Origin of the sequence: Deinococcus alpinitundrae (assembly GCF_009982895.1) — a bacterium.
GTDB classification, from domain to species: Bacteria; Deinococcota; Deinococci; order Deinococcales; family Deinococcaceae; genus Deinococcus; species Deinococcus alpinitundrae.
In genome coordinates, this window is the sequence record NZ_WXZL01000006.1 from 77862 (window position 1) to 102488 (window position 24627).

Sequence of the window (24627 nt, forward strand, 5' to 3'; positions counted from 1 at the left end):
TGACGCCAGGGCACGAAGTGGACCGGACCGACTTTCTAGACTGCCTCAGTATGACCAAGCCTTCCACAGCTCGCCGCCAGCCCGCCCCGCTGTTTGAGCCGCTGGAAGATCTGGCGGCGCTGAAGGCGAAAGCGCTCACTGTTCACCACACGCTCTGCGGGGTCTACGGCTGTCCGGTGCCGTTTTTCTCCGAGAGTGATCCGCTCAGCAGCCTGGTGAGCAATCTGCTGTCTCACCGCACCAAGAATGCCGATACGGCCAGGGCCCTGAGCAGTCTGCGGGCGGCGTTTCCGACCTGGGAAGCCGTGCGCGACGCCCCTGTGACAGACATTCAGCACGCCATTCGCGCCAGCACCTGGCCGGAGCAAAAGGCCCCGCGTCTCCAGGCCGTGTTGCACGAGGTGAGCGAACGCAGGGGAGCACTGAACCTCGATTTTCTGGGCGAGCTGGGCGTCCCACAGGCCCGAGCGTGGCTGGAGAGTATCCCCGGCGTCGGTCCCAAGACGAGCGCGGCCACCCTACTGTTTTCCAGATTGCGCATGCCCGCCATGCCGGTGGACTCGCACCACCACCGGGTGGCCCTGCGGTTGGAGCTGATTCCTTCCGGGACCGCCGTGGGGCCGTCTCACGCGCTGCTTGAGCGGCTGCTGCCCGAGGGCTGGGACGCCCAGCAGGTCTACGACCACCACGAGGTGCTGATGATGCATGGCCAGCAGTGCTGCTTTTTCGCCAATCCCGCTTGTGGGCGCTGCGCCGTGCTGGGTCAGTGCCCGACAGGTCAAGCCAGGCTGGGGCAGGTGGGTGAGACGGCGAACCCGGTGCAGGATTGAGGCGGTCACGGGAAGGGCGAGGTGACGTGTCTTGACGTTCGAGACAGCACTGAGCCGCCCGAACAGCAGAACCTACTCTCCAGTCCTGACGACTTCACTTTGCCGTCAGCAACGCCGCGCCAGCGAGGGCCAGCACCACGCCGCCCCACTGGGTGCGCCGCAGCCGCTCGCGCAACACACCCACCGCCAGCAGGGTGGTGAAGGCGGGATACAGACTGGTCAGCAGCGCGCCGATGGCCAGGCCACCACCCTGTACCGAGAGCAGGTAAAACAGATTGCCCAGTAGATCGCCCGGCGCAGACCCCAGGATCAGTGCGGGTTTGCGCGGCTTGAGGCCCACTGTGAAGATGGTGATCGGCAGCGCGATCAGCGAACTGGTGGTGCGGGCGGCGGTCAGCGTCCAGAGGGTGCCGGAGGGGGTCTGGGCCTGCCCCAGCATCACGAAGAAGAAGCCGAACCCCAACCCGGCCAGGAGGCCCAGGCCCACACCGCTCTGGCCCGGCGCGCCTTTTGGCCCCACACCCGGCGCGAAACTCAGTAGCGCCGTGCCGACGAGCACCAGCGCCGCGCCCAGCCAACCGAGGGTGCCGAGCGCCTCGCCGCCCAGCACGCCCACCGCCACCGGCACCGCTGCCGAGAGTGCGCCCGCGCCCACCGACACCGCGCCCATCGGCCCGACGGCCAGCGCTTTGTAGAAGGCCAGCACCGCCACCAGCCCCACCGCGCCCGCCGACGCGCCCCACAGCAGATCGCCAGTCGGCGGCAGTGGCTGGCCCAGCATGGCGGCCACCAAAGCCAGGGCGAGGGCGGCCAGCGGGTGTGAGAGGGCCACGACCCTCAGCGGTGGGTCAGAGCGGCTGGCCAGCCCCGCCAGAAAATCGCCCACCCCGTAGGTGAGCGCCGAGAAGAGACCGAGGAGGGCAGGATTCATCACGCGAGTGTAGCGGCTGTGCCATCCATGCTGCGGGCCCAGTGGCGGCGGGGCCGCAAAGACCAGAGCCTTTGGCGGCTTGAAGCGTACCTGTCGGACAGGTTAGAGTGCGGACGTTCTCAAGTTCCGACTTTTTCTGGAGGCCCATTGAGCCAACTGCTGCTGATCCGTCACGGACAGGCCACCCCGTTTGAGGCCGACACCGACCGCCTGAGCGAACTGGGCCAGGCGCAAGCACGCCGGGTCGGTGAAGCGCTGCGCTCGGAGGGGCTGGGCGTCACCCACGTCTTGCACGGCCCGCTGGTACGCCAGCGCCGCAGCGCCCTGATCGCCGCCGAGGCTTCGGACTGGCCCGCACTCAGCGAGGACGCCCGCCTGGCCGAGTATGACGGCGACGGCCTGCTGCACCATCTCGCGCCGCTGCTGGCCGAACTTGCCCCTGAGTTCGCCCGGCTCGCCCGCACCTTCGAGCAGGAAAAGTCCGGGCCCCAGCGCAACAAGCACCTTCAGGCCATGCTGGAGCCGCTGACGGCCCGCTACCTGCAAGGCGATCTGCTGCACCCCGATTTGGAATCCTGGGCCGACTTCCAGGCGCGGGTGCAGGCGTCGGCGCGCGACCTGCTCCGGCTCTCGGGTGCAACCGTGCTGGCCTTCACCTCCGGCGGCGTCATCGGCAGCGTGGTGGCGGGCGTGCTCAAGGCTCCGCCCAGTACGGCCCTCGCGCTCAACTGGCGTGTCAAAAACGCTTCCATCACCCGATTGACCTACGGGGGTGGGCGCGTCAGCCTCGATACCTTCAACGAAACCGGGCACCTGCCGGAAGAACTGCGCAGCTGGCGGTAAGCGGCACGATTGCTCGTCCTCTTTCTCGACATTCATCCAAGGAGATTCCATGCAAGCTGTTCAGTGTACCCACCTCGGCCCACCCGACGACCTCGAACTCAGCACCCTGCCCGACCCCACACCCGGCCCCGGCGAGGTCGTGATCGAGGTTCACGCCGCGCCGCTCAACTTTCCTGACGTGTTGATGATTCAGGGCAAGTACCAGATGCGCCCCGAGTTGCCGTTCACACCCGGCGCGGAAGTCGCGGGCCTGGTGACGGCGGTGGGGGAGAGCGTCACGCACCTTCAGGTCGGGCAGCGGGTCGCCTCGTTCGTGCAGCTCGGCGGCTTTGCCCAGCAGGTCAAGGCTCCGGCCAGCGCTACCTTTCCGCTGCCGGACGGAGTGGACTTTGCCGAGGGCGCCGCCCTGCCACTCGCTTACGGCACCTCGGCCCACGCCCTGATCGACCGGGCCGAGCTGAAAGCCGGGCAGATTCTGCTGGTGTTGGGTGCAGCGGGCGGCGTGGGGCTGGCGGCGGTGCAGATCGGTAAGGCGCTGGGCGCGCGGGTCATCGCGGCGGCCTCGACGGACGAGAAGCTCGAACTGTGCCGCCAAAACGGAGCCGACGAGACCATCAACTACGCCGATCAGGATTTGCGTTCAACCCTCAAGGCGCTGACCGGGGGCCAGGGGCCGGACGTCATTTACGATCCGGTGGGCGGCAAGCTGGCCGAACCGGCCTTTCGCAGCATTGCCTGGGGCGGCAAGTACCTGGTGGTGGGCTTTGCCGAGGGTGACATTCCGGCGCTACCGCTCAATCTGCCGCTGCTCAAGGGCGCGTCGGTGGTGGGCGTGTTCTGGGGCGAGTTCGCCCGACGCGACCCGAAAAAGAACCTCGCCAACCTCCGCCAGCTCCTGACCTGGATGGGCGAGGGCAAAGTCAAACCGCACATCTCCGCCCGCTACGCGCTCTCGGATGTGCCGCAAGCGCTCAAGGACATGGCCGGGCGCAAGGTGACCGGCAAGGCGGTGATTGAGCCGCAGCGGTGAGAGGAGCATCAGGGGCAGCATGGCCGACTTGTTCTCAGGCCTTCAGGCGGAGCCACTCGGCGAATGTGCGCTGGCCGCGTGCCATTTGCGGCGCGGTCAGGACGCCCTTTCGAACGGCTTGGAACGCCGCGAGCGGCAAGCCGATGGACACGACCGGCTTGTGTTGATGCTTGGCCGCTAGCATCTGCTCAGCCAGCTCGGCGATGGTCAGAACTTCCGGCCCGGCGAATCGTTCCGTTATGGGTTGACGCTTGAGGACATGCCGTGACAGGGCGGCGGCCACCTCGCCGATGTCCACAGGTTGCAACAGTCCAGTGGGAACCAGCAGCAAGGGCAGGCGCTCCAATTTGGCGAGCAGCGGGTACACGAAAGAATGAAATTGTGTGGCCTGAAAAATAGAAGCGTGCAGCCCACTTTTCAGTAGCAATTCTTCGGCCTGGGCTTTGGCCGCATAGTACGGAAAGCCGGGCACCTGCGCGGCCCCGACGATGCCGACCTGGGTGAAGTGCCGAATCCCTGCGGCCAGCCCAAAGCTGTGCAGCCGTGCAACCCCGGTCAAATCGCGCTCCGGGTGCTGCGGATCATGGGCTAGGTGCAACACCTCGTCCACACCTTCAAAGGCCTGCGCCAGTCCATCGCCGCTGATGTAATTGCCCTCGGCCCATTCATAGCGGGCGTCAGGGTGTGCCGGACGCTGGCGGGTCAGCACGCGGACTGTTTGGCCTGACTGCACCAACTCATGTGCGACCCTGCGGCCCAGATGGCCGGTTGCACCTGTGACGAGAATTCGTCCAGTGACCATCTTCGAAGCACCTCCTTACCCGATAAACGCCTTCCCGCCCAGGAACCCCTGCAACGCCGCCGGTATCCTGATGCGTCCGTCGGCCTGCTGGTGGTTTTCCAGAAACGGCACCAGAATGCGCGGCACGGCGATGCCGGTGTTGTTCAGCGTGTGCGCAAACTGCGGTTTGCCGTCCTCGCCCCGGTAACGCAGGCCAGTGCGCCGCGCCTGCCAGTCGCCCAGGTAGCTGCACGAGTGCGTTTCGCGGTAAAGCTGCTCGGACGGCACCCACGCCTCAATGTCGTACATCAGCGCCTTGCCCGCGCCCATATCGCCGGTACAGTTCTGCACCACGCGGTAAGGCAGTTCCAAGGCCCTGAGGATGCCCTCGGCGTTGGCCAGCAGCGTCTCGAACCATTTCAGCGCCTCGGCCTGATCGGCCCGGCAGATGACGTACTGCTCGACCTTGCGAAACTCGTGAACGCGGATCAGGCCGCGCACGTCGCGCCCCGCCGACCCGGCCTCGCTGCGGAAAGCAGCGGAGAGGGCCGCCAGCGTCACCGGCAACTCGCTCTCGGCCAGAATCTCGCCCGCATACAGGCTGTTGACCGGCACCTCGGCGGTTCCGGCCAGCATCAGATCCTCGCCCTCGATCTTGTAGACCTGATCCTCGCCGCCGGGGAAATGGCCGGTCGCCACCAGTGTCTCGGGCCGCACCAGCGCGGTGGTCGAGAGCGGCGTGAAGCCCCGGTCCGCGAGGTAGGTCATGGCGAACGTCAAAATGGCCTGCTCCAAGAGGGCAGCCTCGCCCTTCAGCAGGTAACTGCGGCTGCCCGAGACGCGGGCCACCCGCTCGGCGTCGGCCCAGCCGTGCTGGTCGAGCAGGGCCACGTGATCGAGCGGCGTGAAGTCGAAGCTGGGCAGCGTTCCCTCGCGCCGCAGCTCCACATTGTCCGAGTCGTCCACGCCCTCCGGCACGCCGGGCAGCGGGAGATTCGGCACGCGCAGCAGCAGCTGGCGCAGGGCGTCCTCGTGGGCCCGCAGCGCCGGTTCCAGCGCCTTGATCTCCTCGCCCAGCGCCTTGCCCTTCTCGATCAGCTCGGGCTTTTCCTCCTTGCTGGCTTTGGGCACGGCCTTGGCGTTGGCGTTGCGCTCGGCCTGCAAGGTTTCGACCCGCTGGCGCACGGCCAGCAGTTCGCGGTCAATCCTGAGCAGCTCGTCCAGATCGAGGTTGATGTGTTTGACCCGGATGGCGTCTTTGACCAGACCGGAATGGTCCCGGATGAATTTGAGATCAAGCATTTGGGTTCCTTTCGGGGAGTGGGCGTTCCGCTTGGTGGCTGATCGGGCGCTGAGTCGGCCCAGCACTATTCCACCTCACTCCGCTTCCACCGTGCGCGGCACCTTCACGAAGCCGCCCTGCATTTCCGGGGCCAGACTTTCTAGCGTGGCGTGCGGCAGCATCTCGCCGGGTACGTCGTCGCGCATCACGTTGACGAGGGCCACCGGGCGCTGCATTTCCTCCACACCCTCGGTATTGACGGCCTGAAGCTGCTCGAAGTAGCCCAGAATGGCGTTGAGTTCACCGCGCAGTTGCTCGGCCTCGACCTCGGCCAGGTCCAGCCGGGCCAGCTCAGTCAGGTGGTTCATTTCGGCGGCGTCGATCATGGGCGTCATTGTAAGTGAAAGAGCGGCCACCCAACTCCGGCAGCTCAGCCGTGTGCGGCGCGGTATTCCTCGCTCGCCAGCTTGATGCACACCGCCACCGCCTGCATCGCCTCGCGCACTTCCTCGACGGGCGGGCGACTGGGCGAGAGGCGGATGTTGGTGTTGTGCGGGTCGACGCCGCCCGGATAGGTGGCTCCGGCGGGGGTCAGGCTCACCCCGGCAGCCTCGGCCAGGGCGATCACCCGGTCCGCGACGGGCAGCGCGGTGTCCAGGCTGACAAAATAGCCGCCCCTGGGGGTCTTCCAGCTGGCGTACTCGCCCGCCGCGCCGAGTTCGGCCTCCAGGGCGTCGTACACGGCCTGGAACTTGGGAGCCAGCAGCTTGGCGTGGTCTTTCATCAGGCCGTCCAGGCCGCCGGGATACTGCGAGAGAAACCGCACGTGCCGCAGCTGCTCAATTTTGTTGGGGCCGATGCTCTGCACGCTCAGCAACTTGGCGAGGTAAGCGATGTTGGCCTCGCTGCTGGCCAGAAAGCCCAGGCCCGCGCCGCCGAAGGTGATTTTGCTGGTCGAGGCAAATACGATGGCCCGGTCCGGGTGCCCGGCCTCGGCGCACAACTTGACCAGGTTGACCGGCACGTCGCGGTTGTGCTCGAAGAGGTGATGCACCCGGTAAGCGTCGTCGGCGAAGATGGTGAAGTCGGGAGCCGCCGCCTTGAGCTGTGCCAGCCGCCTTGCTTTGCCTGCGCTGATGGTCTCGCCGCTGGGGTTGCTGTAGGTGGGCACGAACAGCATGCCCTTGACGAGTTCGTCCTGAACCAGCTCCTCCACGGCGTCGAGGTCGGGGCCGTCGTCCTGCATCGGCACGGTCAGCAGGTCGTAGCCCAGCGTTTCGAGCAGCAGGAAGTGACGGTCATAGCCCGGCACGGTCACGATCATCTTGGGTTTGCCGCTCAGACGCACCCAGGGCTGGGGACTGGCCCTGAGGCCGTGCAGCAGTGCCGCCGTCAGCACGAAGCTCTGGAGTTCCAGGCTAGCGTTGTTCCAGACGATCACCTGCGCGGCGGGAACGTCGAGGTAGTGACCGAACAGTTCGCGGGCCTCGGGCAGACCGTGGACGCCGCCGGGATAGTTGCGGGTGTCGAGGTTCCCGGCCATGTAATCGCCGCGCCGCAGCACGTCGATGAGCCCGTTGCTGAGGTCGAAGTCGGCGTCGCTCGGCTGACCGCGCTGCATGTTGAGCTTGAGCTGTCTGGCTTTCAGGGCGTCGTACTGTTGCTGGGCCGACACGTCGTCACGGGCAGTCATGGGTTCAGCTTACGGTCTGCGCCGGGCGCAGCGGGCGAGAACGTCTATGGCATTCGGCTCAACAGCCGACGAGACCGGCTCAGGCCCAGACCAGCCGCGCCGCCCACAGCAGCAGCGGAGCGGCGATCAGGGCCGGCAGAAAGCTGCCCACCCGCACCCGGTGCTCTTCCCCGAAGCCCAGGCCCGCCAGCATCAGGTTCCAGCCGATGCCCACGATCATCAGTCCGCCCGCACCGGTGATGATGAGCACATACGGATTGCTATTCAGGGTCGCCGGATCGGCCCCGCCCAGCAGCAGCCCGGCCAGCCCGCCCGAGGCCAGCGCGATGCTGCCCTGAATGACCAGCACAGCGGCGGCGCTGAGCAGCACGCCCACCCCGTAGACGCTTGCCAGCGCCAGTGACGAGATGCCGTCGAGGGTGGCCTTGAGCACATACGAACTGCTGTCGCCGGTCAGGCCGTTTTGAAGGCCGCCCACGATGGTCAGCGGCCCCACGCAAAACAGCAGCGAGGCCGCCACGAACCCTTCGGTGAACTGGCCCCCGCCGCGCATCCGGCGCTTGAGGGTATCGCCGAGCTGCGAGAGCCGGTCTTCCAAGTTGAGTGCCTCGCCGATGACCGCGCCGAGCGCCAGCCCGATCAGCGCCAGAATGACGCCCGGCACCGGCCCGCCCTTGACGCTGCCCAGACTGCTGGCCATGCCCAGTCCGATATACAGCGTCACCAGGCTCAGGACTTGCAGTAGGGTTCGCTGGGTGCGGGCTGGCAGGCGGCTCCCGAGCAGCAGGCCCAGCCCGGAGCCGACGATCACCGTGGCAGTGTTGATCAAGGTGCCGGAGAGCTGAGCGAGGAGCGACATGCGCGCCATGCTAGCGCGGCGGGTCGGTTCGGCCCCAGGACGGCACGTGAGCCAGGCCGAAGCGCTCGCGTTCATACCCAGCCTCAGTAATATCAGAGCGTCTGGATCAACCTCAGCTACTTCTGGACAGTGATGTCATGGCCCCCAGCGCCTGCCCGGTACAGCGGGTCTTGGGACGTTGGATAACCCGCCACCGGGTCAGCAAGCGCTTCGAGTTGCCGTACCGATCGGCGGGTTGGTCTGGGGCACGGGTCCTGAGCGCAGCGGTGGATTCACCGGCTGGAACCGTGTCCCTGGCGTCGGGGGGGATTCCCAAGTTCCCCCAATGTCGGCTGAACGCCCCCTGACATCTGCTGTTATACTGAGGGGCAAGTTGAACGCTCCCGGCTGTTTTCAACCGCGCCCGTGGTTCCGGCTGTCCTGCTTCGGTGGGCCTGGCGGTCAGGTCACGCCGGACACTGCGCTGCACGTTCAACCCGGTTTCGTTCAGAACAAACACTCAATTTTACGGAGGCTGCCTCGTGGCGGCCTCTTTTCGTTGTCTCTGCCTACCCCACGTCTCCCGCTTCAGCTCTGCTTACCCCGCCTGGAGGATCATGTGACCCTAAGCGAACAGTTCCAGACCCTGCCCAAGCTCCTGAAAGTCAGCGAAGTTGCTGAATTTACCGGCACCCACGAACGCACCGTGCGCCGCTGGATTCGCGAGGGCCGAATGCCCGCGGTGGAAAGCCCCTCGGGCATTCGGGTCCCGCGCCGGACGCTGTGGCGCTTTCTGGGTCTGGATCTGCTGGCCGCTTGAATCACTTCTCCGGTCGCCCGGTCGCCTGGTCCGAAGGTTAAGGCCGCCTGCGCCAAAAGGCGGACGTTTGTTGGCGCTCACCCTTCTATGCTGAGCGGTATGACGCGCCGCGCCCTCCTGCTCGGACTGCTGCTGTCGTTGCCCGCGCAGGCGGCCACGCCGGGACTGTCCACTTCGCCGCCTCCATCCATCAAAGCCTCGCTGCCCGCCCCCACCCCGGCTCCTACCATGACCCCTCCTGCGCCCACATCCAGTTCCAAAGCCGCGCCCGCTGCCGTGCCTGGCACCCCCATCCTGACGCCCCGAGTGGTGGGAAGGTTTCCGCACGACCCGGCGGCCTTCACTGAGGGCCTGGAACTGGTGGGCGGCGTGCTGTTTGAGAGCACTGGACTGGTGGGCGAGAGCAGTATCCGGCGCACCAACCCGCAGACCGGCGAGGTCACGCAGCGCCGCGCGCCACCGAGCAACAAGATCTTCTCTGAGGGCCTGACGGTGCTGAATGATGTGGTGTATCAGCTCACCTGGCAAGACGGCCTGGTGTATCTCTACGACGCCCAGAACTTGCGGAGCCTGGGGCAGCTGCGCTACCGGGGCGAGGGCTGGGGGCTGACCAACGACGGCAAATCGCTGATCATGAGTGACGGCTCCGATACGCTGATGTGGCGCGACCCCGATACCTTCGCCGTGACCCGCCGGGTCCGGGTGGTCGACCGGGGCGCAGGCATCACCAATCTCAACGAACTGGAATACGCGGGCGGCAGCGTCTACGCCAACATCTGGCTCAGCAACAAGGTGGCCCGCATCGACCCGCAGTCCGGCAAAGTCACCGCCTGGATTGACGTGACCAATCTGGCCCGCGAGGCGCAGGCCGCCGCTGCCAGAGCGGGGCGGCAACTGGGCTTCGACGACGTGCCCAACGGTATTGCCTTCAATGCCGCCAGGGGGACCCTTTTGCTGACCGGCAAGCGCTGGCCGCTGACCTTTGAGGTCAAACTGCCCTGATGTGCTGGCGACTACACGAGAAGCGGGGCGCTGAGATCAACGTTCAGCGCCCCGCTTCGTAGGGTCGGTAGGCTACTTCACGTTCAGGGTGATGGTGCTGATCGGCGTGGCCGCCCGGTCGGTGCCGGGGCGCACCACGTAGGTGATCTCGCCCTTGCCGGGGTTGCTGGCGTAGCTCCAACCGCAGGCCGTGCTCAGCGGCAACCGCTTGGTGCCGACGGTGCGCTCGCCGCGCTTGACGCTGACGTTGTAGCCGCTGCCCGACCCCTGCCCGCCGAAACGAAACGGTGAGGTCACATTCTGGCCGTCTTGCAGCGAGAGGGTAAAATCCTGATCGCAGGCGACCGCCCCGCCGCTGGCCGCGCCCACCGTGACGCGGGTGCTGGCCTGACCACCCTCGCCGCGCACCTCGTACTGGTGCGCTCCGGCGGCGGGCGAGGGCACATTGAGCGTCCACTGGCCGCCGGTGTCCACCGTGGCCGTGCCGATATCCGCACCGTCCTCGTAGACGGTCACGCTCTGACCGGCCACCCCGCTGCCGGTCAGGTCGAAGGCTCCGGTGACATTGCCGAGCGGCGCATTAATGGTGGGTGCGCTGGCGCTGCTAGCCGCCGCACTGGTGCCTGTGGTCCCGGTGTCCGTGGTGGCTGAATCGCTGGCGGCGTTGCTGGTGTCTGCGGCTATGCTGCCGGTGTCTGTGCCGGGAGTCGTCGCCGTGCCATTTGCTGCGCTACCACTTCCGGTGTCCCCTGTGGTACCCGATTCTGTGTCCGCTGCTCCGTCGCCCACCGTGACCTGAAGCTGGGCCACGTCGCCCGCCGTGTTCTGGGCCTCGTAGGTGTGCTGGCCAGAGCTGGGGGCAGCGATCTGGGCGCTCCAGGTGCCGTCCGGCCCAACCTCGGCGCCACTAATCTGGTTGCCCGTGTCCTTGATGACGACCTGATCGCCCGCCTTCCCCTGCCCGCGCATGGTGAAGGGGGCGGCAGGCAGGGCCACGCCCGCTGCCGGTTCGGTGACGCGCAGCGCCCCAGCAGCCTCGCCTGTTGCCGTGCCCTGGGCCGTGCTGTTGCGGTTCTGAGTGGCCAGATAGCAGCCGCCCGCCAGCAGCAGCAGCGCCAGCGGAATGGCCCACAGCCAGCCCGCTCCGCGCCGCCGCCGCTCATCGTCCCGGGGCGGCGTGGCTGGACGGATCGGCACTGAGGGAACTGCGAAGGTGCCCAGCAGTGGCGCGAGGGCGGCGGGCAACCAGGTCGCCAGGTGGGGCCGCAGCGAGAGCAGCAGTGCTCCCAGGCCCGCCGCGCCCAGCGAGTTGCTGCGGGCGTACTCCAGCAGCAACTTGAGCAGCAGCGGCAAGCTGAGTTGCCCCAGCCGCGCTACCCCCGACTCAGGGGCGTCTGTGGCGGCCGCCACCTGCCCGGTGATCAGCGCTTCGTTGCCGCCCAGCAGCAGCGGGGCCGAGGAGCGCCCCAGCCGTTCCAGATCGTCCAGGCTGCCGGGGCGCTCCACCAAAGGACCCACCGGGCCGCCCGGCACGCTGGCCGCCAGATCGAGCACTTGCTGCGCGCCTGCCGGGTCCTGGGCGTGGGTTGTCAGGGCGTCGAGTTGCAGCGGCCAGAGGGCATTCAGGGCCTGGCGCGCCGCCTCGGGAGCCAGACCCACCTGAGCGCCGAGGCGTTGGGCCAGCGGGCCGCTGAACTGGGTGTTCAGAAAGTCGAGAAGTTCCATAAGCCTCCGTGGTCGAGCCAGTGTGGTCGGGTCAGTGTCGTTGCCGGAACAAGCGCTCAAGGCGAGCGGCCAGCCTGACTGGGTGTACTGGATTCTTCCACACGCTTCAGGCGGCGGCCCGAAGGCAAGCCTTAGAAAGTCCATAGCTCGCCTTGAGGGCGGGCCCACACCAGCTCCGGACGAACGTCCGCCGCCGAAGGACTAGGCTGAAGTCATGACGCCCACCCCATCCATGTCCCGCCCCCGGCGTGTGCTGCTGACTGGCGCAGCGGGACACATCGGCACGACCCTGCGCGAGCATCTGCGCGGCCACTACGACCTGTTGCGCCTGAGCGACCTGCCTGCCGCGCTCGCCGGATTGCCGCCTGCCGCAGCGGGCGAGGAACTGTACCCTGCCGACCTGACCGACCCGGCAGCGCTGCGGGGAGCCACGCAGGGCATGGACGCCGTGATTCATCTGGGCGGTATTCCCGACGAGGACACTTATCCGGTGATTCGCGCCGTGAACATGGACGGCACCGCCAACTTGCTGGAAGCAGCGCGGTTATGTGGGGTGCGCCGGGTGGCCTTCGCCTCCAGCATCCACGCCGTCGGATACGCACCCCGTGAACCCATCGGGATGGACGCCCCGGTGCGCCCCGATAGCTTCTACGGCGTCAGCAAGGTTTTCGGCGAGGCGCTGGGCCGGATGTACGTCGACCGCTACGGCCTGGAATTCGTCGCGGTGCGGATCTGCTCGTTTCTGGAGCGGCCCCGCGAGGCCCGCAACCTGGCCACCTGGCTCTCGCCGCGCGACGCCGCGCAACTGTTCCGGCGGGCCATTGACGCGCCGGGCGTGACCTACCTGACGGTGGCAGGCATCAGCGCCAACACCCGGAGATGGATGAATCCGGACGGCTGGGACGTGCTGGGCTACGAACCCGAAGATAACGCCGAGGAGTACGCCGCCGAGGTCGAGCATCTCATTTCCCCGCTGCAAAGCAACGCGGCGCGCTTTCAGGGCGGCATTTTCACCGAGCCGGACTACCGGGGCCGCGCCGGGGACGGGTCATGAGCGGCGCAGTCAGAGGGGGAATCAGGACAGGGGTGCGCACAGTGTTTTTTGACTTACCGTTCGGTCAGCATGGCGGAGTAGACTCGCTCTTATGAGCGCCTCCACCCTCACGCCGCCGCCCGCCCACCTGGGCCGCGCCAAACTGATCTTGTTTCTGACCATCTTCGTGGCGATGCTGGGCCTGTCGGTGCTGTTCCCGATTTTCGGGCCGCTTTCGCGGCAACTTGGCCTGAGCGAATCGCAGACCGGCTGGTTTTCCACTGCCTACAGCTTGATGCAGTTCGTGTTCAGCCCGATCTGGGGCGCGCGCTCCGAGCGTATTGGCCGCAAGCCGGTGCTGGTGATGGGCCTCATCGGTTTCTCGCTGAGTTTCGGGCTATTTGCCATCGTTGCCGACCTGGGACTGCGCGGGGTGCTCAGCAGCACCCTGCTGTTCGGGCTGCTGGTCGGGGCGCGCTTCCTGGGAGGCATTTTGTCGAGCGCCACCCTGCCCACTGCCCAGGCGATGATGGCCGATCTGACCGATAGGGGCAACCGCGCCGCCGCCATGGGCCTGATCGGCGCGGCCTTCGGGCTGGGCGTCATCTTCGGGCCGGGCCTGGGCGGGGTGCTGGCCAACTTCGGCCTGACCGTGCCGGTCTACTTCAGTGCCGGACTGGGGCTAGTCACGGCGCTGCTGGCGCGGCTGACCCTACGTGAAACCCGCGAGCCCGGCACCTCGGCCCCCGCTGCGGGCAACCGTTTCGCGCTGGCACGCGGCCCGATCGTCGTGTTTCTGGTGATCAGTGCCCTCTTCACGCTGGCCTCGGTGGGCATGGAGCAGACCATCAGCTTTTACGTGCAGGACAATCTGCACCTGACGGTGGCCCAGACCCCGCAGGTCGTCGGCGGGATGCTGGCCCTCTTCGGGCTGATCTCGGCGGCGGTGCAGGGCGGCGCGATCCGGCCCCTCAGCAAGAAGCTGTCGCCGACCATGCTGATTCCGGCGGGCCTAATCGTGATGGGCGCGGGTATGTTCGCCCTGAGTGCGGCCAGCGTGTTCTGGACCATGGCAGGATCGCTGGCCCTGATCGGCATCGGCAGCGCCATTCTCGGCCCCAGCCTGTCTGCGGCCCTGTCGCTGAGCGTCAACGAACACCAGCAGGGGCAGGTGGCGGGTCTCAATTCCTCGGCGCTGGCGCTGGGGCGCATGACCGGCCCGCTGATCGGCACCGGCCTGTATCAGAGTGTCAGTCACCACGCGCCCTATATCTTCAGCGGGGGCGTGCTGGTGGCGCTGCTGGCGGTGGTGGCGCTGGCCCGGCCCCAGGTCAGGACGCCCGCCCCGGGGTAAGTCAGTCCAGCGGCATCAGAGCTTTGATTTCGGCCCCGAACACGAACTCGCCCACCTCGCCGTCCGGCAGCAGGTGGGCGAAATGCTGACGCAACCATGCCGCGACCTCCTGCGGCGTCTCGCGCCCGGCATCAGTCACGGCGATGGTGTTGCTGTGGGTGAGCAGGTAAGCCACCAATTGATCCTGGCTAAAAGGCACCAGATGGGTGAATTTCTCAGCTCGAAACGAAAATCCGGCGGCCTGCGCCTCGGTCTCGCCGAAGGGGCGGCGGTCGCGCTCAGGCGTGGGGTAGCGTGCTCCGTACTGAGCCATCCCCACCGTGAACTCCGGTTTCCCCACCAGTTCATCTGCCGCAAACCAACTGTCGCAAATTGCCAGCACGCCGCCCGGTTTCAGTACGCGCCGCGCTTCTTGCAAAAAAGCGTCGCGCTCCAGCCAATGAAAGGCCATGAACACCGTCATCACGTCGGCGAATTGATCTGGCAGCGGCAGTGTCTCGGCAGGGGAGAGGGCATAGCTCACGCGCGGGTGGAGCCGGGCATGGGACAGCATCGCCTTTGAAATGTCGAACGCCCGGACCTCGTCGACCAGTTCCGCCAGCGCCACGCTGCACTGCCCGGTGCCGCAGGCCACGTCCACGCCCAGGGCCGTACCCATCAGAAACGGTCTGACCCGTTCCAGGACCAGCGGCTGCACATCGGGCCGTCCGGCAGCGTAGCGAGCGGCTCCGTCGGCACTGAGAAAGGGATTGGTCACGCCCCCAACTCTAGCGGCCAGGCAGCAAAAACGCCCCAGCGCAGGGGCCAGGGCGTCTCAGAAAGCGCGGCTCAGATGCTGAAGCCGAACATCCTCATCTGGCGCTTGCCGTCGTCGGTCATCTTCTCGGGACTCCAGGGCGGCGTCCACACGAACTCCACGTTCACCCGGTTGACCCCGTCCAGGCGCATCACGGCCATCTCGGCGTCGGAGCGGATCAGGTCCTGCACCGGGCAGCCCACCGAGGTCAGTGTCATGGTCACGTCCACCACGCCCTCGGCGGTAATGTCCACGCCGTAGATCAGGCCCAGATCGACCACGTTCACCGGAATTTCCGGGTCCTTGACCACCTTCAGGGATTCCAGCACCTGCGCCTCGCTGGGCAGGCCCGCCAGGGTAGGTGCGGCGGCAGCGTTAATGCCGGGGGCGGTGTCGTCGCTCATGCCGTTCCCTCTTGGGTGGGCAGGCCCGCTTCCTGCCAGGCCAGGGTGCCGCCCTTGAGGTTGGAAACCTGCTGGTAGCCGTTGTCCAGCAGGTGCTGGGTGGCCTGGGCGCTGCGTGCTCCGCTGCGGCAGATCATCACCAGCTCTTTGTCTCTGGGCAATTCATTGTACCTCGCTGCGAACTCGCTCAGCGGCATCAGGGTTGCGCCCTGGGCGTGGACTTCCTGGTATTCGTTGGCCTCGCGCACGTCAATGAGCAGCGCACCGTCGTTCATGCGGGTCTGGGCTTCCTGGGGGCTGACTTCGTTCATGAGATCAGCATACCTGAGCGGCCCACTCGGTATTGTGAGTCGCCTAAACTATCCCTATGCTGCTCGATCCTCAGCACCTCGTCATCGATCTGCGCCCCGACCCGCTGCGAACTGCCGAGCCGCTTTCGGCACTGCTGCCCAACCCCAGCCGCGCGGTGACCCTGGCCCAGATCGAGGAGGGCGAGCATCACCTGAGCGCCGCTGACGGCCCGCTCATCGTCGTCTGCGAGCGCGGCATTCGCAGCACGCTGGCCGCCCGCTTTCTGCGCGCCGACGGACTGGAGGCGGTGGCCCTCCCAGGCGGCGTCCCAGCCCTGCGGCGGTCATGAGATGAGCGGCCCCGCCATTCACGCCCTGCACGGCTTTCTGGGAAGCGGCAAAACCACGCTGGCCCGCCGCTTGGAAGCCGAGTTGCCCGCCATGCGGTTTTCCAGCGACGAGTGGATGGTCGCCCTCCACGGCCAGGACCCGCCTGCCGCTGACTTCGCTGAATACCGCTCACGGATCGCTGGTCTGATGCAGCTTTACTGGACCCGCGCCCTGGCCCTGGGCTTGCCAGTCGTTCTGGACGAGGGGCTGTGGACTCGCCGCGAGCGCGGCGAACTGCGTGCTCAGGCGGATGCGCTCGGCGTGCCGCTCACGATCTATGCGTTGAACACCCCCGAGCCACTGGCCCGCGAGCGTATCCGGCAGCGCAACGCCGGGCCGGCCAGTCTCTCCATCGCCGAGAACACCTACGACCTGTTTCGCCCGCGCTTCGAGGCCCTGGAGCCGGACGAGACGCACGTTTCGGTGTTCTGAGCGGGGGCAAAAAAAGCCCCAGCCACTTGGACTGGGGTGTTTATCTTTGGTTGCAGGGACAGGATTTGAACCTGCGACCTCCGGGTTATGAGCCCGACGAGCTACCAGACTGCTCTACCCTGCGTTAACTGCTTTCGCCCCGTTTTCCGGCGCTCAGGAATAGTACTCCCCGGCTGCCAAAGTGTCAACTGTGATGGGAATCGCGGTGGCGCAAAGTGGGGTCAGGCCGGTCCTTGCTTCTTCGACCCCTGGCCCTGTATAGTTTCTTCTTGGCCGCAAGTGGGGCCGGGCATTAACAGCGCTTTTGGGCGCGGCCCGCCGACCCCCAGACGGCGACGCCCTGAACACAGGGTTGTCCGCCGGGCTTCAAGGAGAATCATGCCGAAAGTCAAGACCAAGAAAAGCGCCGTGCGGCGCATCAAGATCACTGCCACCGGCAAGGTGATGGCGTTCAAGAGCGGCAAGCGCCACCAGAACACCGGTAAGAGCGGCGACGAGATCAGCGGCAAGGGCAAGGGCTTTGTGCTGGCCAAGAGCGAATGGGCACGCATGAAAGCCGCGCTGCCTGGCGGGCGGTGAGCTGAATGCCACGCGCTAAAACAGGCATCATCCGTCGCCGCCGCCACAAGAAGGTGCTCAAGCGGGCCAAGGGCTTTTGGGGTTCACGCTCCAAGCAGTACAAGATGGCCTTCCAGACCCTGCTCAACGCCGCGACCTACGAGTACCGCGACCGCCGCAACAAGAAGCGCGATTTCCGCCGCTTGTGGATTCAGCGCATCAACGCGGGTGCCCGCTTGCACGGCATGAACTACTCCAACTTCATCGCCGGACTCAAGCTCGCGCAGATTGACCTGAACCGCAAGATTCTGGCCGACATCGCCGCCCGTGAGCCTGAAGCCTTCGCCGCGCTGGTCGAGAGCGCCAAGAGCGCCCACGCCAACAAGAACGCCGCTTAAACCGAGCCGAACTGAACGAGAAAGCCGCTCCCGAAATGGGGGCGGTTTTGATTTGGCCCCATGAAGGTGCCGGTGATCGGCCCGCCGTCAGAACGCGGCAAGAGGCTGTTTCTTAGGGTAGGCGTATGAAGCCCAGTTTCAGACCCGAGAAATTCCCCTCCCGAGTGATCGCCGTGGCAGTGTTGGCAACAGGAGTGGCGCTCAATGCTTCAGCGGCACAAAACCCGTACATCACCTTGCAGAATGTCTCGGCTTGCCTGGTCAAGCGTGCGGACGGCTACGCACCACGGTTGTCATTCAACATGCGGCCCAAGGAGAAGATGGAAACCGTGTCGCTGGTGGGCACCTTCGCGATCAACAATCAACCAGCGCTCAAGTCGTCGCCGTACATCCAGTTTGACGCCGAGGCGGAAGGGAACTACAAATACCCCGTCCGGCTGCTGCCCAAGTCAGCCCTCCTGGCTGCTCCCGGCGGTGACATTGTTACGCTCAACGTGATTGCCCGGATTTTGCCGTACAAGGACCGCGCCACCCTCAGCCTGGGTCAAGTGACCGAGGTGACGCTGCTGTCCACGAAGATGAGACTCGTCCGCTGCGCCGGGTAGTTCTGAGACAGCGGCCCAGGTTTATTTCCCGAAGTACTCTGGCAAATCCTCTTTATTGATCAGGATTTCTCTTGGTTTGCTGCCCTGGTGCTTACTCACGATGCCCATCGCTTCGAGCAGGTCCATCAGTTTGCCCGCGCGGGCGTGACCCACCGACAACCGGCGTTGCAGGCGGCTGACGCTGCCCTGGCCCTCCTCGATGCAGATCTCGGCGGCCTGCCGGAGCAGTGGATCGGAAAAGTCCATGTTGCCCTTGTCGTGGCTCGGCCCGCCCGATTCGATGCCGCCGTCGAAATCCGGGCCGTAGAGTTCCACGAAGGCGTCATCAAATACCTGACGGCGCAGCTCCTCGGTGATGCGGTTCGATTCGTCCTCGCTGATGTACGGTCCCTGGAGGCGGATCGGCTTGACCAGGCCCGGCTGGTAAAACAGCATGTCGCCCATGCCGGTCAGCCGCTCAGCTCCCATGCTGTCCAGAATGGTCCGCGAGTCGTGTGAGCTGCTGACGGCAAACGCGATGCGGGCAGGCACGTTCACCTTGATCAGGCTGGTCAGAATGTCCACGCTGGGCCGCTGGGTCGCCAGCACCAGGTGCATGCCGGTGGCGCGGGCCATCTGCGCCAGGCGCATGATCGCCGACTCGACCTCCTTGGGCGAGGTGATCATCAGATCGGCCAGCTCGTCGATGATGATGACCAGATGTGGCAGCTCTGTTTCGCGAATCTGGCGCATCTTGGCGTTGTACTGCTCCAGGTTCTTCGCACCCACCTGCGACATCATCTTGTAGCGCCGCTCCATGTGGGCCACCGCGCCGAGTAGTACTCCGGCGGCGTCCACCGGATTGGTGACCACGCTGCGCACCAGATGGGGAATGCCGTCGTAGGGAGTGAGCTCCACCATCTTGGGGTCGATCATCAGAAATCTCAGATCGGTGGGCAGATACTTGTACAGCAGAGACGTGATCAGCGTGTTGACGCACACCGACTTGCCCGAGCCGGTGCTGCCCGCGATCAGGAGGTGCGGCATCTTGGCGAGGTCGCCGACCATCAGTTCGCCGTCGATGCTCTTGCCCAGGATGATCGGCAATCTGGCGCGGGTGTTCTGGAAGCTGCTGGCCGCCACCGCCGTGTGGAAAGTGACCGGCTCGCGCTCGGCGTTGGGGACTTCCAGCCCGATGACGTTCTTGCCCGGCACCGGGGCCTCGACGCGCACCCCGCCGACGGCCAGGGCGCGGGCCAGGTCGTTACTGAGGCTGGCGATGCGGCTGATCTTCTCGCCGGGAGCCGGTTCGATCTCGTAACGGGTCACCGTCGGGCCGCGCGCGAAGTCCACGACCTTGGCCAGGAGGCCGAACTGCCCCAGCGTTTCGTTGATCAACCCTGCCCGCTGCCGCGCCGAGATATCGAGTTGCAGGGTGTTGTGGACCTCCGGCGGCACCGGGTCGAGCAGGTCCACGCCGGGAATCGCCAGATCGAGCGCGCCCTGGGTGGGGCGGCTGCGCTTGGGCGCAGTGGCATTGTCGTCCTCCCAGGGCAGGCTGTCCGCTTCGAGCTTGCGGCCCGAGGACACCGGCAGCGGCCCGCCCACGCCCTGGGCACTGCTCTGGGGACCGCCGACCCCCACCGCCACCGGAACGGTCGAGACCACCAGGGTCCCGGCCGGCTCGGTCGCCAACGGAGCAGGCTGTTCGGCGTCCATTCGCAGATCGATCAATGGCGGCTGAAAAGCCAGCGTGCTGCCGAAAATGTCCAGTGCGGGCGCAGCGCTGTGGCCCGCCTCGTTTTGCCCGAAATCGAAATCGAGCAGCGGCGCGCTTGGTTCGGGCTGAACATGCTCGAGCTTCTCCTGCCAGACGGCGCGCTCGGCCAGGGTGGTGTCGGGATCGGTCAGCAGCGCTTGTTCGAGCGTCTCGGCCAGCCGCGCCGGACCCGCATCATAGGCGCGGGCCAGGGCAGGCCAGCCCGCATAGAGCCGAGCGCGGCGGTGCCAGGCGACGTAGCCGTCCTCCAGTTCGCGCCAGCTCTGCACCCGCTGGGCGTGGGCCGGGCGCTCGCGGGCCAGCAGCGCCGAATCGGGCTTACTCAGCGCCTTGGCGGCGCGGGCGCGTTCGCGCTCCAAGCCGCCCGCCCTGGCCGCCAGGCGCGCGAGGTCGAGCGTCAGGTTGCGCCGCAGCCGCTCCAGCGCGCCGCTGGCAAGCGTCGAGGGTAGCTCCAGGCCGAGTTCGTGGCGGCCCGCCCGCACGTCCTGGGCCAGCCGCTCGACTTCCGCGCCCGCCTCGGGGGCTTCGCGGTCCACACCCGAGAGCAGTTCGCGCCCGGCGCTCTCGACAAACGAGTGGCTGATCTCGCGCCAGTGCTTCAAGTCGGCTTCCATATCCTTAAGACCGTGTTCGTCGAGGGCGCGCACCTGTTTTCCGGCGTCCTTGGTTTCGTCTTTCCAGCTCTGGAGTTCGCGGTTCTCGGGAAAGAGCTTGCCGAGCGTTTCCAGGTTGCGGCTGTGGGCCACCAGGTGCTGGCGAACCTGCTGGCGCTGCTGAGCGGTTTCCCGGCCTTCCTGCCGGGTTTCGACGGCGGCCTGCCCCCAGTTCAGCAGCACGCCGATGCCGGCGCTGAGGGTGCGGAAAAAACCTTTGAGCAGACTCAGGGGGCCGAGCTTGAGCATCAGTTCCAGGCCCAGGGTCAGGGTGACGACCGGCAGCAGAGCCGCCGCGTAGGAGAGCACCGAGAGCGGGCGCAGGGTCAGCGCGGCGAGTTGCCCCGCCGTGCCGGGCATGAAGATGTCTTGCAGGGCCAGCAGCGAGAGCACCACCACGGCGGCGCCCAGCATCCGGCGGGTGAGGTTGCCCAGGTCCTTGTTGATAAACAGCAAAATGCCGTAGCACAGGGGCAGAATTGGCAGGGTGTAGCTGCCCCAGGCCAACCAGGTCATCAGCAGGGTGTGGGCCTGCGACATGAATCCGGCTCCCTGGGCGGGCAACACCAACGTGATAATCAGAAAAATGCCCAGCGCGAACAGCACCAGCCCAAACGCCTCGCCGTCGAAGCGGTTCTGGACGGTCTTGGCGCGTTTTTTCGCCTTGGTCATGCTTTCAGTCTAGCGGCTGACAAGAATTCCGATTGAATCCCGCACAACGTGGGCGTTCAATCTGGTGATAGCAGCTCAGAGAAGAGGGGTTTCGCGGCACATGCGTGCAGGCGGCGCTTTCCGGGACTGTGGGAATGGAGCGCCGTCGTTGGGGTGCTTCTGGCGCTGTGTGCCGGGCAACAGTCCGGGGACCGGCCCACACGTTGCCCTGTGCGCCCCAGTTGCTTCACACTGAGGCGTGGCCGAAGTCACCTCGGTTCCCTGGCTGGCCCTGCCGGACGCACTGGAAGTTCGGCTGTGGCAGCATGCCCGCCGCAGTGCGCCGCAGGAATGCGTGGGTGTGCTGGGCGGGTGGTCGGTGGGTGCAGGCTGGCATGCGCAGGCGCTTTATCCGCTGACCAACGTCGCCGCCGTCCCCGAGCGCGAGTACCTGGCCGACCCACTGGAGCTGCTGCGGGCGCTCAAGGTGATGCGGGCCGAATCCCTCGAACTCGTCGCCATCTATCACAGTCATCCGTCTGGCCCCGCCCAGTTCAGCCGCACCGACCGGGCCAGGGCCGCCTATGACGTGCCGTACCTGATTGCCGACCTCAGCGGCAGCGTGCTGAGCGCGTACCTGCTGCCGGAGGGCCGGATCTGCGGGCTGCGGCGGTGAAGGGGGGAGGGGTCTTGAGAGCGGTGCGTCCCAGTGCGTTGTGCGTTGCGGTGGTTCTTCAGTGGCTGGCGGCCATCACGCCCAGCACCCGGCGCGCGCCGAGGTAGCGGGTGGCCCAGTAGCGGCTGCCCAGGTCGTCGAGGCCCACCCGGCCCGCAAACGAGTTGGCGTTGATGAAGGTGTTGCCCTCCACCACGATGCCGACGTGGGTGACCTTACCGCGCCCCTCGGTGTCGAAGAACACCAGGTCGCCGCTCTGCAACTCGCCTCGCTCCACCGGCACCCCGATTTGCGCCTGGTCGGCGCTGACACGCGGCAAGCTCAGGCCCAGCGGTGCGAACACCTGCAACACGAACCCGCTGCAATCGGTGCCGCTGCGGTTTTTGCCCCCGTAGACGTACGGTACGCCCAGCAAGCTGCGGGCGTTGACCAGCCAGTCGCCCTGCGGCGCGTCGGCAAGCGGCGTGGTGACGATGCTGGCGGTGATCTGCACCGGGGCCGTCGGGGCCGTATCCACCGAACTGCTGGGGAGCGCGTCCGGCGTCATGACGGTGGCCGCCGTGACCGTCGTGGTGGTGATGGCAGGTATCACGGTGATGCTGGAAACCGCGCTGCTGGCCATGGTGCTCCTGGCAGTGACGCTCTCGGGCCGGCTGACGCTGGCTGACGCCCCTACGGCTCCAGGCGTGCCCCGGACGACCAGCACCTGTCCTAGCTTCAGGTTCGGGCTGCTCAGGTTATTGAGGCTCAACAGCGCGTCCACGCTCAGACCGTTCTTGCGGGCAATCGAAAAAGCAGTATCGCCCTTGATGACGCTATACGTCGGGGGCGATACCATCAGCACCTGTCCTACGCTCAGATCGGGGCTGCTCAGATTGTTGAGGCTCAGCAGCGCGTCCACGCTGAGGTTGTACTTGTGGGCCAGACTGTAGGCCGTGTCCTTGGGCTGCACTGTGATGCTCGGCCCACTGAAGCCTGATCCTGACTGGGTGGTGGTCCCTGGGGTTCCAGCAGCTTGGGCGGTGGCGGCCAGGACCAGACTGGGGCAGAGCAGAAGCGCACAGAGTAAGGTTCGGAACACGAAGACCTCAGTTGGCTGGAGCTGCTCACGCGGGCCGGATGTACCAGGTGCGGCAGGCCGGAGCAGTTCAGCGTGGGGGTGCAGGGTGGCTTGAGACCAGGATTGGGATAGATGAACGTGCGGTGAAGCTTTGGCGCAGTGTAACACGATTCACGCTTGAATGTGAGACCCCCCTAAAGACGCCTTGGGGGTGGTGGGCGTGGGCCTGCAGCCGCCCTGCGATTTCGAGTTTGGAGGCCGCTCATGTTTCCAATCTGACGGAGGCGCACGGTGACAGCATGTTTGCCGCCGCTCAGGCGTGGCGCACCAAGACTTTCCGGGCGCTGCGCCATGCCGATTACCGCCGCTACTGGTTCTCGCAACTGCTCAGCTTGGTCGGGTCGTGGATGCAGAGCACCGCCCAGTCGTACCTGGTGCTCGAACTGACCAATAACAATTCGGCAGCGCTCGGCTGGGTCACGGCGGCACAGTTCACGCCGAGCCTGCTGCTCTCGCTGTTTGCCGGGGCCATCGTGGACCGGGTGCCGCGCCGCCGGGTGCTGCTGGCAACCCAGCTCACCTTGCTGGCGACTGCGCTGATGCTGGCTGTGACCACCCACCTGGGGCGGGTCACATTGCCGCTGGTGCTGGTGTTGGCTGCCGTCAGCGGCGTCGCCAACGCCTTTGACATGCCTGCCCGCCAGAGCATGGTCGTGGACTTCGTGCCGAGGGGAGACGTGCCGAACGCGGTGGCGCTCAACAGCCTCTCGTTCAACGTCTCGCGCACGCTGGGGCAGGCGGTATTCGGCGGTGTGGCGGCGCTGGGTGTGGCGCTGTTTGCTGGACGCGGCTCCGTCGGCAGCGCAGGCGAAGTCAGCAGTTCGGTGGCGGGCCTGGCCTTTCCCTTTTACCTCAACGTCCTCTCGTTCGGTCTGGTAATCTACGTGCTGGCGACGCTGCCGTTTCCCGAGCGCGAGGTGGGCGGGCGGCGGGCCGTCGTGGACGACATCAAGGAGGGCCTGCGCTACGTGCGCGCCACACCCGCCATTGCCGTCACGATGCTGCTGGTGGCGCTGCTGAGCCTCACCGCCATCAATTTCAACGTGATCATTCCCTACTTCGCCCGCGCCGTCTACCACCTCAGAGAAGGCGGCTTCGGAGCCATGAACGCGGCTTTCGGTGCAGGGGCGATGGTGGGCGCCCTGTGGCAGGCCTCGCAGCGCGACCCGGCCCGCAACCTGAGGCCCGGCGCGGTCATCCTGATCGTCAGCTTGGTGGCCTTCGCCCTGACGCCCTCGGCCTGGCTGGCGTCGTTGGTGCTGGCGTGCTGCGGCTTCGGCATGCTGACTTTTCTGATCAGCGCCAACAGCACCGTGCAACTCACCGTACCGGACGCCCTGCGGGGCCGGGTCATGAGTCTCTACTCGCTGGTGCTGGCCGGAATGGGGCCGCCGGGAGCCTTGCTGGTGAGTTACCTGATCGGCACCACGGGTCCGCTTGGACCGCGCGCGGGGCTAGGCGTGGTGGCCGTGCTGTCGGTGGTGGCGGTGGCGGCAGTGTGGCGCCGGCTGCCCAGGGGAGTGATTCGCAGCGAGACGGCTTTAGAGGTTGCCCAGGCGGTGCAGGGCGGCACGCTGGAGGCGGGCAAGCAGCCGATGCAAGCGCCGGTGATGGGAGAGAGTAAGGGAACGGACTGACGTGGGGCGTGCTGCTTGGGGTGGACCTGACCCATCTTGCCCCCCGGCTCCCAAAGGACTAAACTGACGCTTATGTTGACCGCCCGCCGAGCCGGA

At 66.4% G+C, this 24627-nt stretch carries 26 protein-coding genes and 1 tRNA gene; 14 read left to right on the forward strand and 13 right to left on the reverse strand.

Going from position 1 to position 24627, the window contains the following annotated elements; genetic code table 11:
• Nucleotides 1-50: 50 nt before the first annotated feature.
• Nucleotides 51-830: an endonuclease III domain-containing protein gene (locus GUI70_RS07295; RefSeq protein ID WP_161881643.1), complete on the forward strand. Its 780-nt coding sequence runs from the start codon at nt 51-53 to the stop codon at nt 828-830.
• Between the two features lie 94 nt (nt 831-924).
• Here the strand turns inward: GUI70_RS07295 and GUI70_RS07300 are convergent, their stop codons facing one another.
• On the reverse strand, nt 925-1761 hold the full coding sequence (locus GUI70_RS07300; protein WP_161881644.1) for an EamA family transporter: 837 nt from the start codon (nt 1759-1761) through the stop codon (nt 925-927).
• 147 nt (nt 1762-1908) lie between these two features.
• Here GUI70_RS07300 and GUI70_RS07305 point away from each other — a divergent pair, with 147 nt between their 5' ends.
• Both GUI70_RS07305 and GUI70_RS07310 read left to right on the forward strand, forming a co-directional pair.
• Entirely contained in the window at nt 1909-2604 is a 696-nt protein-coding gene (locus GUI70_RS07305; RefSeq protein ID WP_161881645.1) for a histidine phosphatase family protein, read from the forward strand.
• 49 nt (nt 2605-2653) lie between these two features.
• Nucleotides 2654-3634, forward strand: a complete 981-nt coding sequence (locus GUI70_RS07310) for an NADPH:quinone oxidoreductase family protein (RefSeq protein WP_161881646.1) — start codon at nt 2654-2656, stop codon at nt 3632-3634.
• Between the two features lie 34 nt (nt 3635-3668).
• On the opposite strand, the gene GUI70_RS07315 is transcribed toward GUI70_RS07310, so the two are convergent.
• The 5 genes from GUI70_RS07315 to GUI70_RS07335 all read right to left on the reverse strand — a co-directional run bounded on the left by GUI70_RS07315 (nt 3669) and on the right by GUI70_RS07335 (nt 8249).
• On the reverse strand, nt 3669-4436 hold the full coding sequence (locus GUI70_RS07315) for an SDR family oxidoreductase (RefSeq protein ID WP_161881647.1): 768 nt from the start codon (nt 4434-4436) through the stop codon (nt 3669-3671).
• Nucleotides 4437-4451: 15 nt separating this feature from the next.
• Nucleotides 4452-5717, reverse strand: coding sequence for a serine--tRNA ligase (serS, locus tag GUI70_RS07320; RefSeq protein ID WP_161881648.1), 1266 nt, complete (start codon nt 5715-5717; stop codon nt 4452-4454).
• Nucleotides 5718-5792: 75 nt separating this feature from the next.
• The gene (gatC, locus tag GUI70_RS07325; RefSeq protein ID WP_161881649.1) at nt 5793-6083 is read right to left on the reverse strand and encodes an Asp-tRNA(Asn)/Glu-tRNA(Gln) amidotransferase subunit GatC; all 291 of its coding nucleotides are present in this window, start codon (nt 6081-6083) and stop codon (nt 5793-5795) included.
• Nucleotides 6084-6127: 44 nt separating this feature from the next.
• On the reverse strand, nt 6128-7390 hold the full coding sequence (locus GUI70_RS07330; RefSeq protein WP_161881650.1) for an aspartate aminotransferase type Ic: 1263 nt from the start codon (nt 7388-7390) through the stop codon (nt 6128-6130).
• 79 nt (nt 7391-7469) lie between these two features.
• Entirely contained in the window at nt 7470-8249 is a 780-nt protein-coding gene (locus GUI70_RS07335) for a DUF554 domain-containing protein (protein ID WP_161881651.1), read from the reverse strand.
• Between the two features lie 598 nt (nt 8250-8847).
• On the opposite strand from GUI70_RS07335, the gene GUI70_RS07340 reads away from it, so the two are divergent.
• Nucleotides 8848-9048 (forward strand): helix-turn-helix domain-containing protein, encoded by a 201-nt coding sequence (locus tag GUI70_RS07340; protein ID WP_161881652.1) that lies wholly within the window; start codon nt 8848-8850, stop codon nt 9046-9048.
• Between the two features lie 99 nt (nt 9049-9147).
• Entirely contained in the window at nt 9148-10050 is a 903-nt protein-coding gene (locus GUI70_RS07345; RefSeq protein ID WP_161881653.1) for a glutaminyl-peptide cyclotransferase, read from the forward strand.
• Between the two features lie 72 nt (nt 10051-10122).
• Here GUI70_RS07345 and GUI70_RS07350 read toward each other — a convergent pair whose 3' ends face one another.
• Entirely contained in the window at nt 10123-11775 is a 1653-nt protein-coding gene (locus GUI70_RS07350; RefSeq protein ID WP_161881654.1) for a DUF937 domain-containing protein, read from the reverse strand.
• A gap of 214 nt (nt 11776-11989) precedes the next feature.
• On the opposite strand from GUI70_RS07350, the gene GUI70_RS07355 reads away from it, so the two are divergent.
• Entirely contained in the window at nt 11990-12829 is an 840-nt protein-coding gene (locus GUI70_RS07355; protein WP_237724769.1) for an NAD-dependent epimerase/dehydratase family protein, read from the forward strand.
• Between the two features lie 91 nt (nt 12830-12920).
• Entirely contained in the window at nt 12921-14162 is a 1242-nt protein-coding gene (locus GUI70_RS07360; RefSeq protein WP_161881655.1) for an MFS transporter, read from the forward strand.
• A 1-nt stretch (nt 14163) separates the two neighbouring features.
• On the opposite strand, the gene GUI70_RS07365 is transcribed toward GUI70_RS07360, so the two are convergent.
• The 3 genes from GUI70_RS07365 to GUI70_RS07375 all read right to left on the reverse strand — a co-directional run bounded on the left by GUI70_RS07365 (nt 14164) and on the right by GUI70_RS07375 (nt 15673).
• The gene (locus GUI70_RS07365) at nt 14164-14919 is read right to left on the reverse strand and encodes a class I SAM-dependent methyltransferase (RefSeq protein ID WP_237724770.1); all 756 of its coding nucleotides are present in this window, start codon (nt 14917-14919) and stop codon (nt 14164-14166) included.
• A 71-nt stretch (nt 14920-14990) separates the two neighbouring features.
• Nucleotides 14991-15362 carry a metal-sulfur cluster assembly factor gene (locus GUI70_RS07370; RefSeq protein WP_161881656.1) on the reverse strand — a complete coding sequence of 124 codons (372 nt, stop codon included), beginning with the start codon at nt 15360-15362 and terminating at the stop codon, nt 14991-14993.
• The gene (locus GUI70_RS07375; protein ID WP_161881657.1) at nt 15359-15673 is read right to left on the reverse strand and encodes a rhodanese-like domain-containing protein; all 315 of its coding nucleotides are present in this window, start codon (nt 15671-15673) and stop codon (nt 15359-15361) included. The genes GUI70_RS07370 and GUI70_RS07375 overlap by 4 nt, the downstream gene beginning before the upstream one ends.
• A gap of 56 nt (nt 15674-15729) precedes the next feature.
• Between GUI70_RS07375 and GUI70_RS07380 the strand changes: the two genes are divergently transcribed.
• Together GUI70_RS07380 and GUI70_RS07385 are read left to right on the forward strand one after the other, a co-directional pair.
• Nucleotides 15730-16002, forward strand: a complete 273-nt coding sequence (locus tag GUI70_RS07380) for a rhodanese-like domain-containing protein (RefSeq protein ID WP_161881658.1) — start codon at nt 15730-15732, stop codon at nt 16000-16002.
• A 1-nt stretch (nt 16003) separates the two neighbouring features.
• On the forward strand, nt 16004-16474 hold the full coding sequence (locus tag GUI70_RS07385; RefSeq protein WP_161881659.1) for a P-loop nucleotide/nucleoside kinase family protein: 471 nt from the start codon (nt 16004-16006) through the stop codon (nt 16472-16474).
• Between the two features lie 47 nt (nt 16475-16521).
• Here GUI70_RS07385 and GUI70_RS07390 read toward each other — a convergent pair.
• Nucleotides 16522-16598, reverse strand: a tRNA-Met gene (locus GUI70_RS07390).
• Nucleotides 16599-16852: 254 nt separating this feature from the next.
• Between GUI70_RS07390 and rpmI the strand changes: the two genes are divergently transcribed.
• From rpmI to GUI70_RS07405, 3 genes are all read left to right on the forward strand, one after another.
• Nucleotides 16853-17053 carry a 50S ribosomal protein L35 gene (gene rpmI, locus GUI70_RS07395; protein ID WP_161881660.1) on the forward strand — a complete coding sequence of 67 codons (201 nt, stop codon included), beginning with the start codon at nt 16853-16855 and terminating at the stop codon, nt 17051-17053.
• Nucleotides 17054-17058: 5 nt separating this feature from the next.
• Entirely contained in the window at nt 17059-17430 is a 372-nt protein-coding gene (rplT, locus tag GUI70_RS07400; RefSeq protein WP_161881661.1) for a 50S ribosomal protein L20, read from the forward strand.
• Nucleotides 17431-17555: 125 nt separating this feature from the next.
• Nucleotides 17556-18035: a hypothetical protein gene (locus tag GUI70_RS07405; RefSeq protein ID WP_161881662.1), complete on the forward strand. Its 480-nt coding sequence runs from the start codon at nt 17556-17558 to the stop codon at nt 18033-18035.
• Nucleotides 18036-18056: 21 nt separating this feature from the next.
• On the opposite strand, the gene GUI70_RS07410 is transcribed toward GUI70_RS07405, so the two are convergent.
• Nucleotides 18057-21119: an FtsK/SpoIIIE family DNA translocase gene (locus tag GUI70_RS07410; protein ID WP_161881663.1), complete on the reverse strand. Its 3063-nt coding sequence runs from the start codon at nt 21117-21119 to the stop codon at nt 18057-18059.
• Nucleotides 21120-21357: 238 nt separating this feature from the next.
• Here GUI70_RS07410 and GUI70_RS07415 point away from each other — a divergent pair, with 238 nt between their 5' ends.
• Entirely contained in the window at nt 21358-21774 is a 417-nt protein-coding gene (locus tag GUI70_RS07415; RefSeq protein WP_237724771.1) for a M67 family metallopeptidase, read from the forward strand.
• A gap of 58 nt (nt 21775-21832) precedes the next feature.
• On the opposite strand, the gene GUI70_RS07420 is transcribed toward GUI70_RS07415, so the two are convergent.
• Nucleotides 21833-22855 (reverse strand): C40 family peptidase, encoded by a 1023-nt coding sequence (locus GUI70_RS07420; RefSeq protein ID WP_237724772.1) that lies wholly within the window; start codon nt 22853-22855, stop codon nt 21833-21835.
• 278 nt (nt 22856-23133) lie between these two features.
• Here GUI70_RS07420 and GUI70_RS07425 point away from each other — a divergent pair, with 278 nt between their 5' ends.
• The gene (locus GUI70_RS07425; protein ID WP_161881664.1) at nt 23134-24531 is read left to right on the forward strand and encodes an MFS transporter; all 1398 of its coding nucleotides are present in this window, start codon (nt 23134-23136) and stop codon (nt 24529-24531) included.
• The last annotated feature ends 96 nt before the right edge of the window (nt 24532-24627 follow it).

Bases quoted from the DNA above. Each gene is read 5' to 3' on its own strand.
- GUI70_RS07355 (WP_237724769.1), top strand. From the start codon at position 11,990: ATGACGCCCACCCCATCCATGTCCCGCCCCCGGCGTGTGCTGCTGACT.
- serS (WP_161881648.1), bottom strand. From the start codon at position 5,717: ATGCTTGATCTCAAATTCATCCGGGACCATTCCGGTCTGGTCAAAGAC.
- GUI70_RS07345 (WP_161881653.1), top strand. From the start codon at position 9,148: ATGACGCGCCGCGCCCTCCTGCTCGGACTGCTGCTGTCGTTGCCCGCG.
- GUI70_RS07370 (WP_161881656.1), bottom strand. From the start codon at position 15,362: ATGAGCGACGACACCGCCCCCGGCATTAACGCTGCCGCCGCACCTACC.
- gatC (WP_161881649.1), bottom strand. From the start codon at position 6,083: ATGATCGACGCCGCCGAAATGAACCACCTGACTGAGCTGGCCCGGCTG.
- GUI70_RS07425 (WP_161881664.1), top strand. From the start codon at position 23,134: ATGTTTGCCGCCGCTCAGGCGTGGCGCACCAAGACTTTCCGGGCGCTG.
- GUI70_RS07335 (WP_161881651.1), bottom strand. From the start codon at position 8,249: ATGTCGCTCCTCGCTCAGCTCTCCGGCACCTTGATCAACACTGCCACG.
- GUI70_RS07380 (WP_161881658.1), top strand. From the start codon at position 15,730: ATGCTGCTCGATCCTCAGCACCTCGTCATCGATCTGCGCCCCGACCCG.
- rplT (WP_161881661.1), top strand. From the start codon at position 17,059: ATGCCACGCGCTAAAACAGGCATCATCCGTCGCCGCCGCCACAAGAAG.
- rpmI (WP_161881660.1), top strand. From the start codon at position 16,853: ATGCCGAAAGTCAAGACCAAGAAAAGCGCCGTGCGGCGCATCAAGATC.
- GUI70_RS07410 (WP_161881663.1), bottom strand. From the start codon at position 21,119: ATGACCAAGGCGAAAAAACGCGCCAAGACCGTCCAGAACCGCTTCGAC.
- GUI70_RS07315 (WP_161881647.1), bottom strand. From the start codon at position 4,436: ATGGTCACTGGACGAATTCTCGTCACAGGTGCAACCGGCCATCTGGGC.
- GUI70_RS07330 (WP_161881650.1), bottom strand. From the start codon at position 7,390: ATGACTGCCCGTGACGACGTGTCGGCCCAGCAACAGTACGACGCCCTG.
- GUI70_RS07360 (WP_161881655.1), top strand. From the start codon at position 12,921: ATGAGCGCCTCCACCCTCACGCCGCCGCCCGCCCACCTGGGCCGCGCC.
- GUI70_RS07300 (WP_161881644.1), bottom strand. From the start codon at position 1,761: ATGAATCCTGCCCTCCTCGGTCTCTTCTCGGCGCTCACCTACGGGGTG.
- GUI70_RS07350 (WP_161881654.1), bottom strand. From the start codon at position 11,775: ATGGAACTTCTCGACTTTCTGAACACCCAGTTCAGCGGCCCGCTGGCC.
- GUI70_RS07385 (WP_161881659.1), top strand. From the start codon at position 16,004: ATGAGCGGCCCCGCCATTCACGCCCTGCACGGCTTTCTGGGAAGCGGC.
- GUI70_RS07375 (WP_161881657.1), bottom strand. From the start codon at position 15,673: ATGAACGAAGTCAGCCCCCAGGAAGCCCAGACCCGCATGAACGACGGT.
- GUI70_RS07405 (WP_161881662.1), top strand. From the start codon at position 17,556: ATGAAGCCCAGTTTCAGACCCGAGAAATTCCCCTCCCGAGTGATCGCC.
- GUI70_RS07295 (WP_161881643.1), top strand. From the start codon at position 51: ATGACCAAGCCTTCCACAGCTCGCCGCCAGCCCGCCCCGCTGTTTGAG.
- GUI70_RS07310 (WP_161881646.1), top strand. From the start codon at position 2,654: ATGCAAGCTGTTCAGTGTACCCACCTCGGCCCACCCGACGACCTCGAA.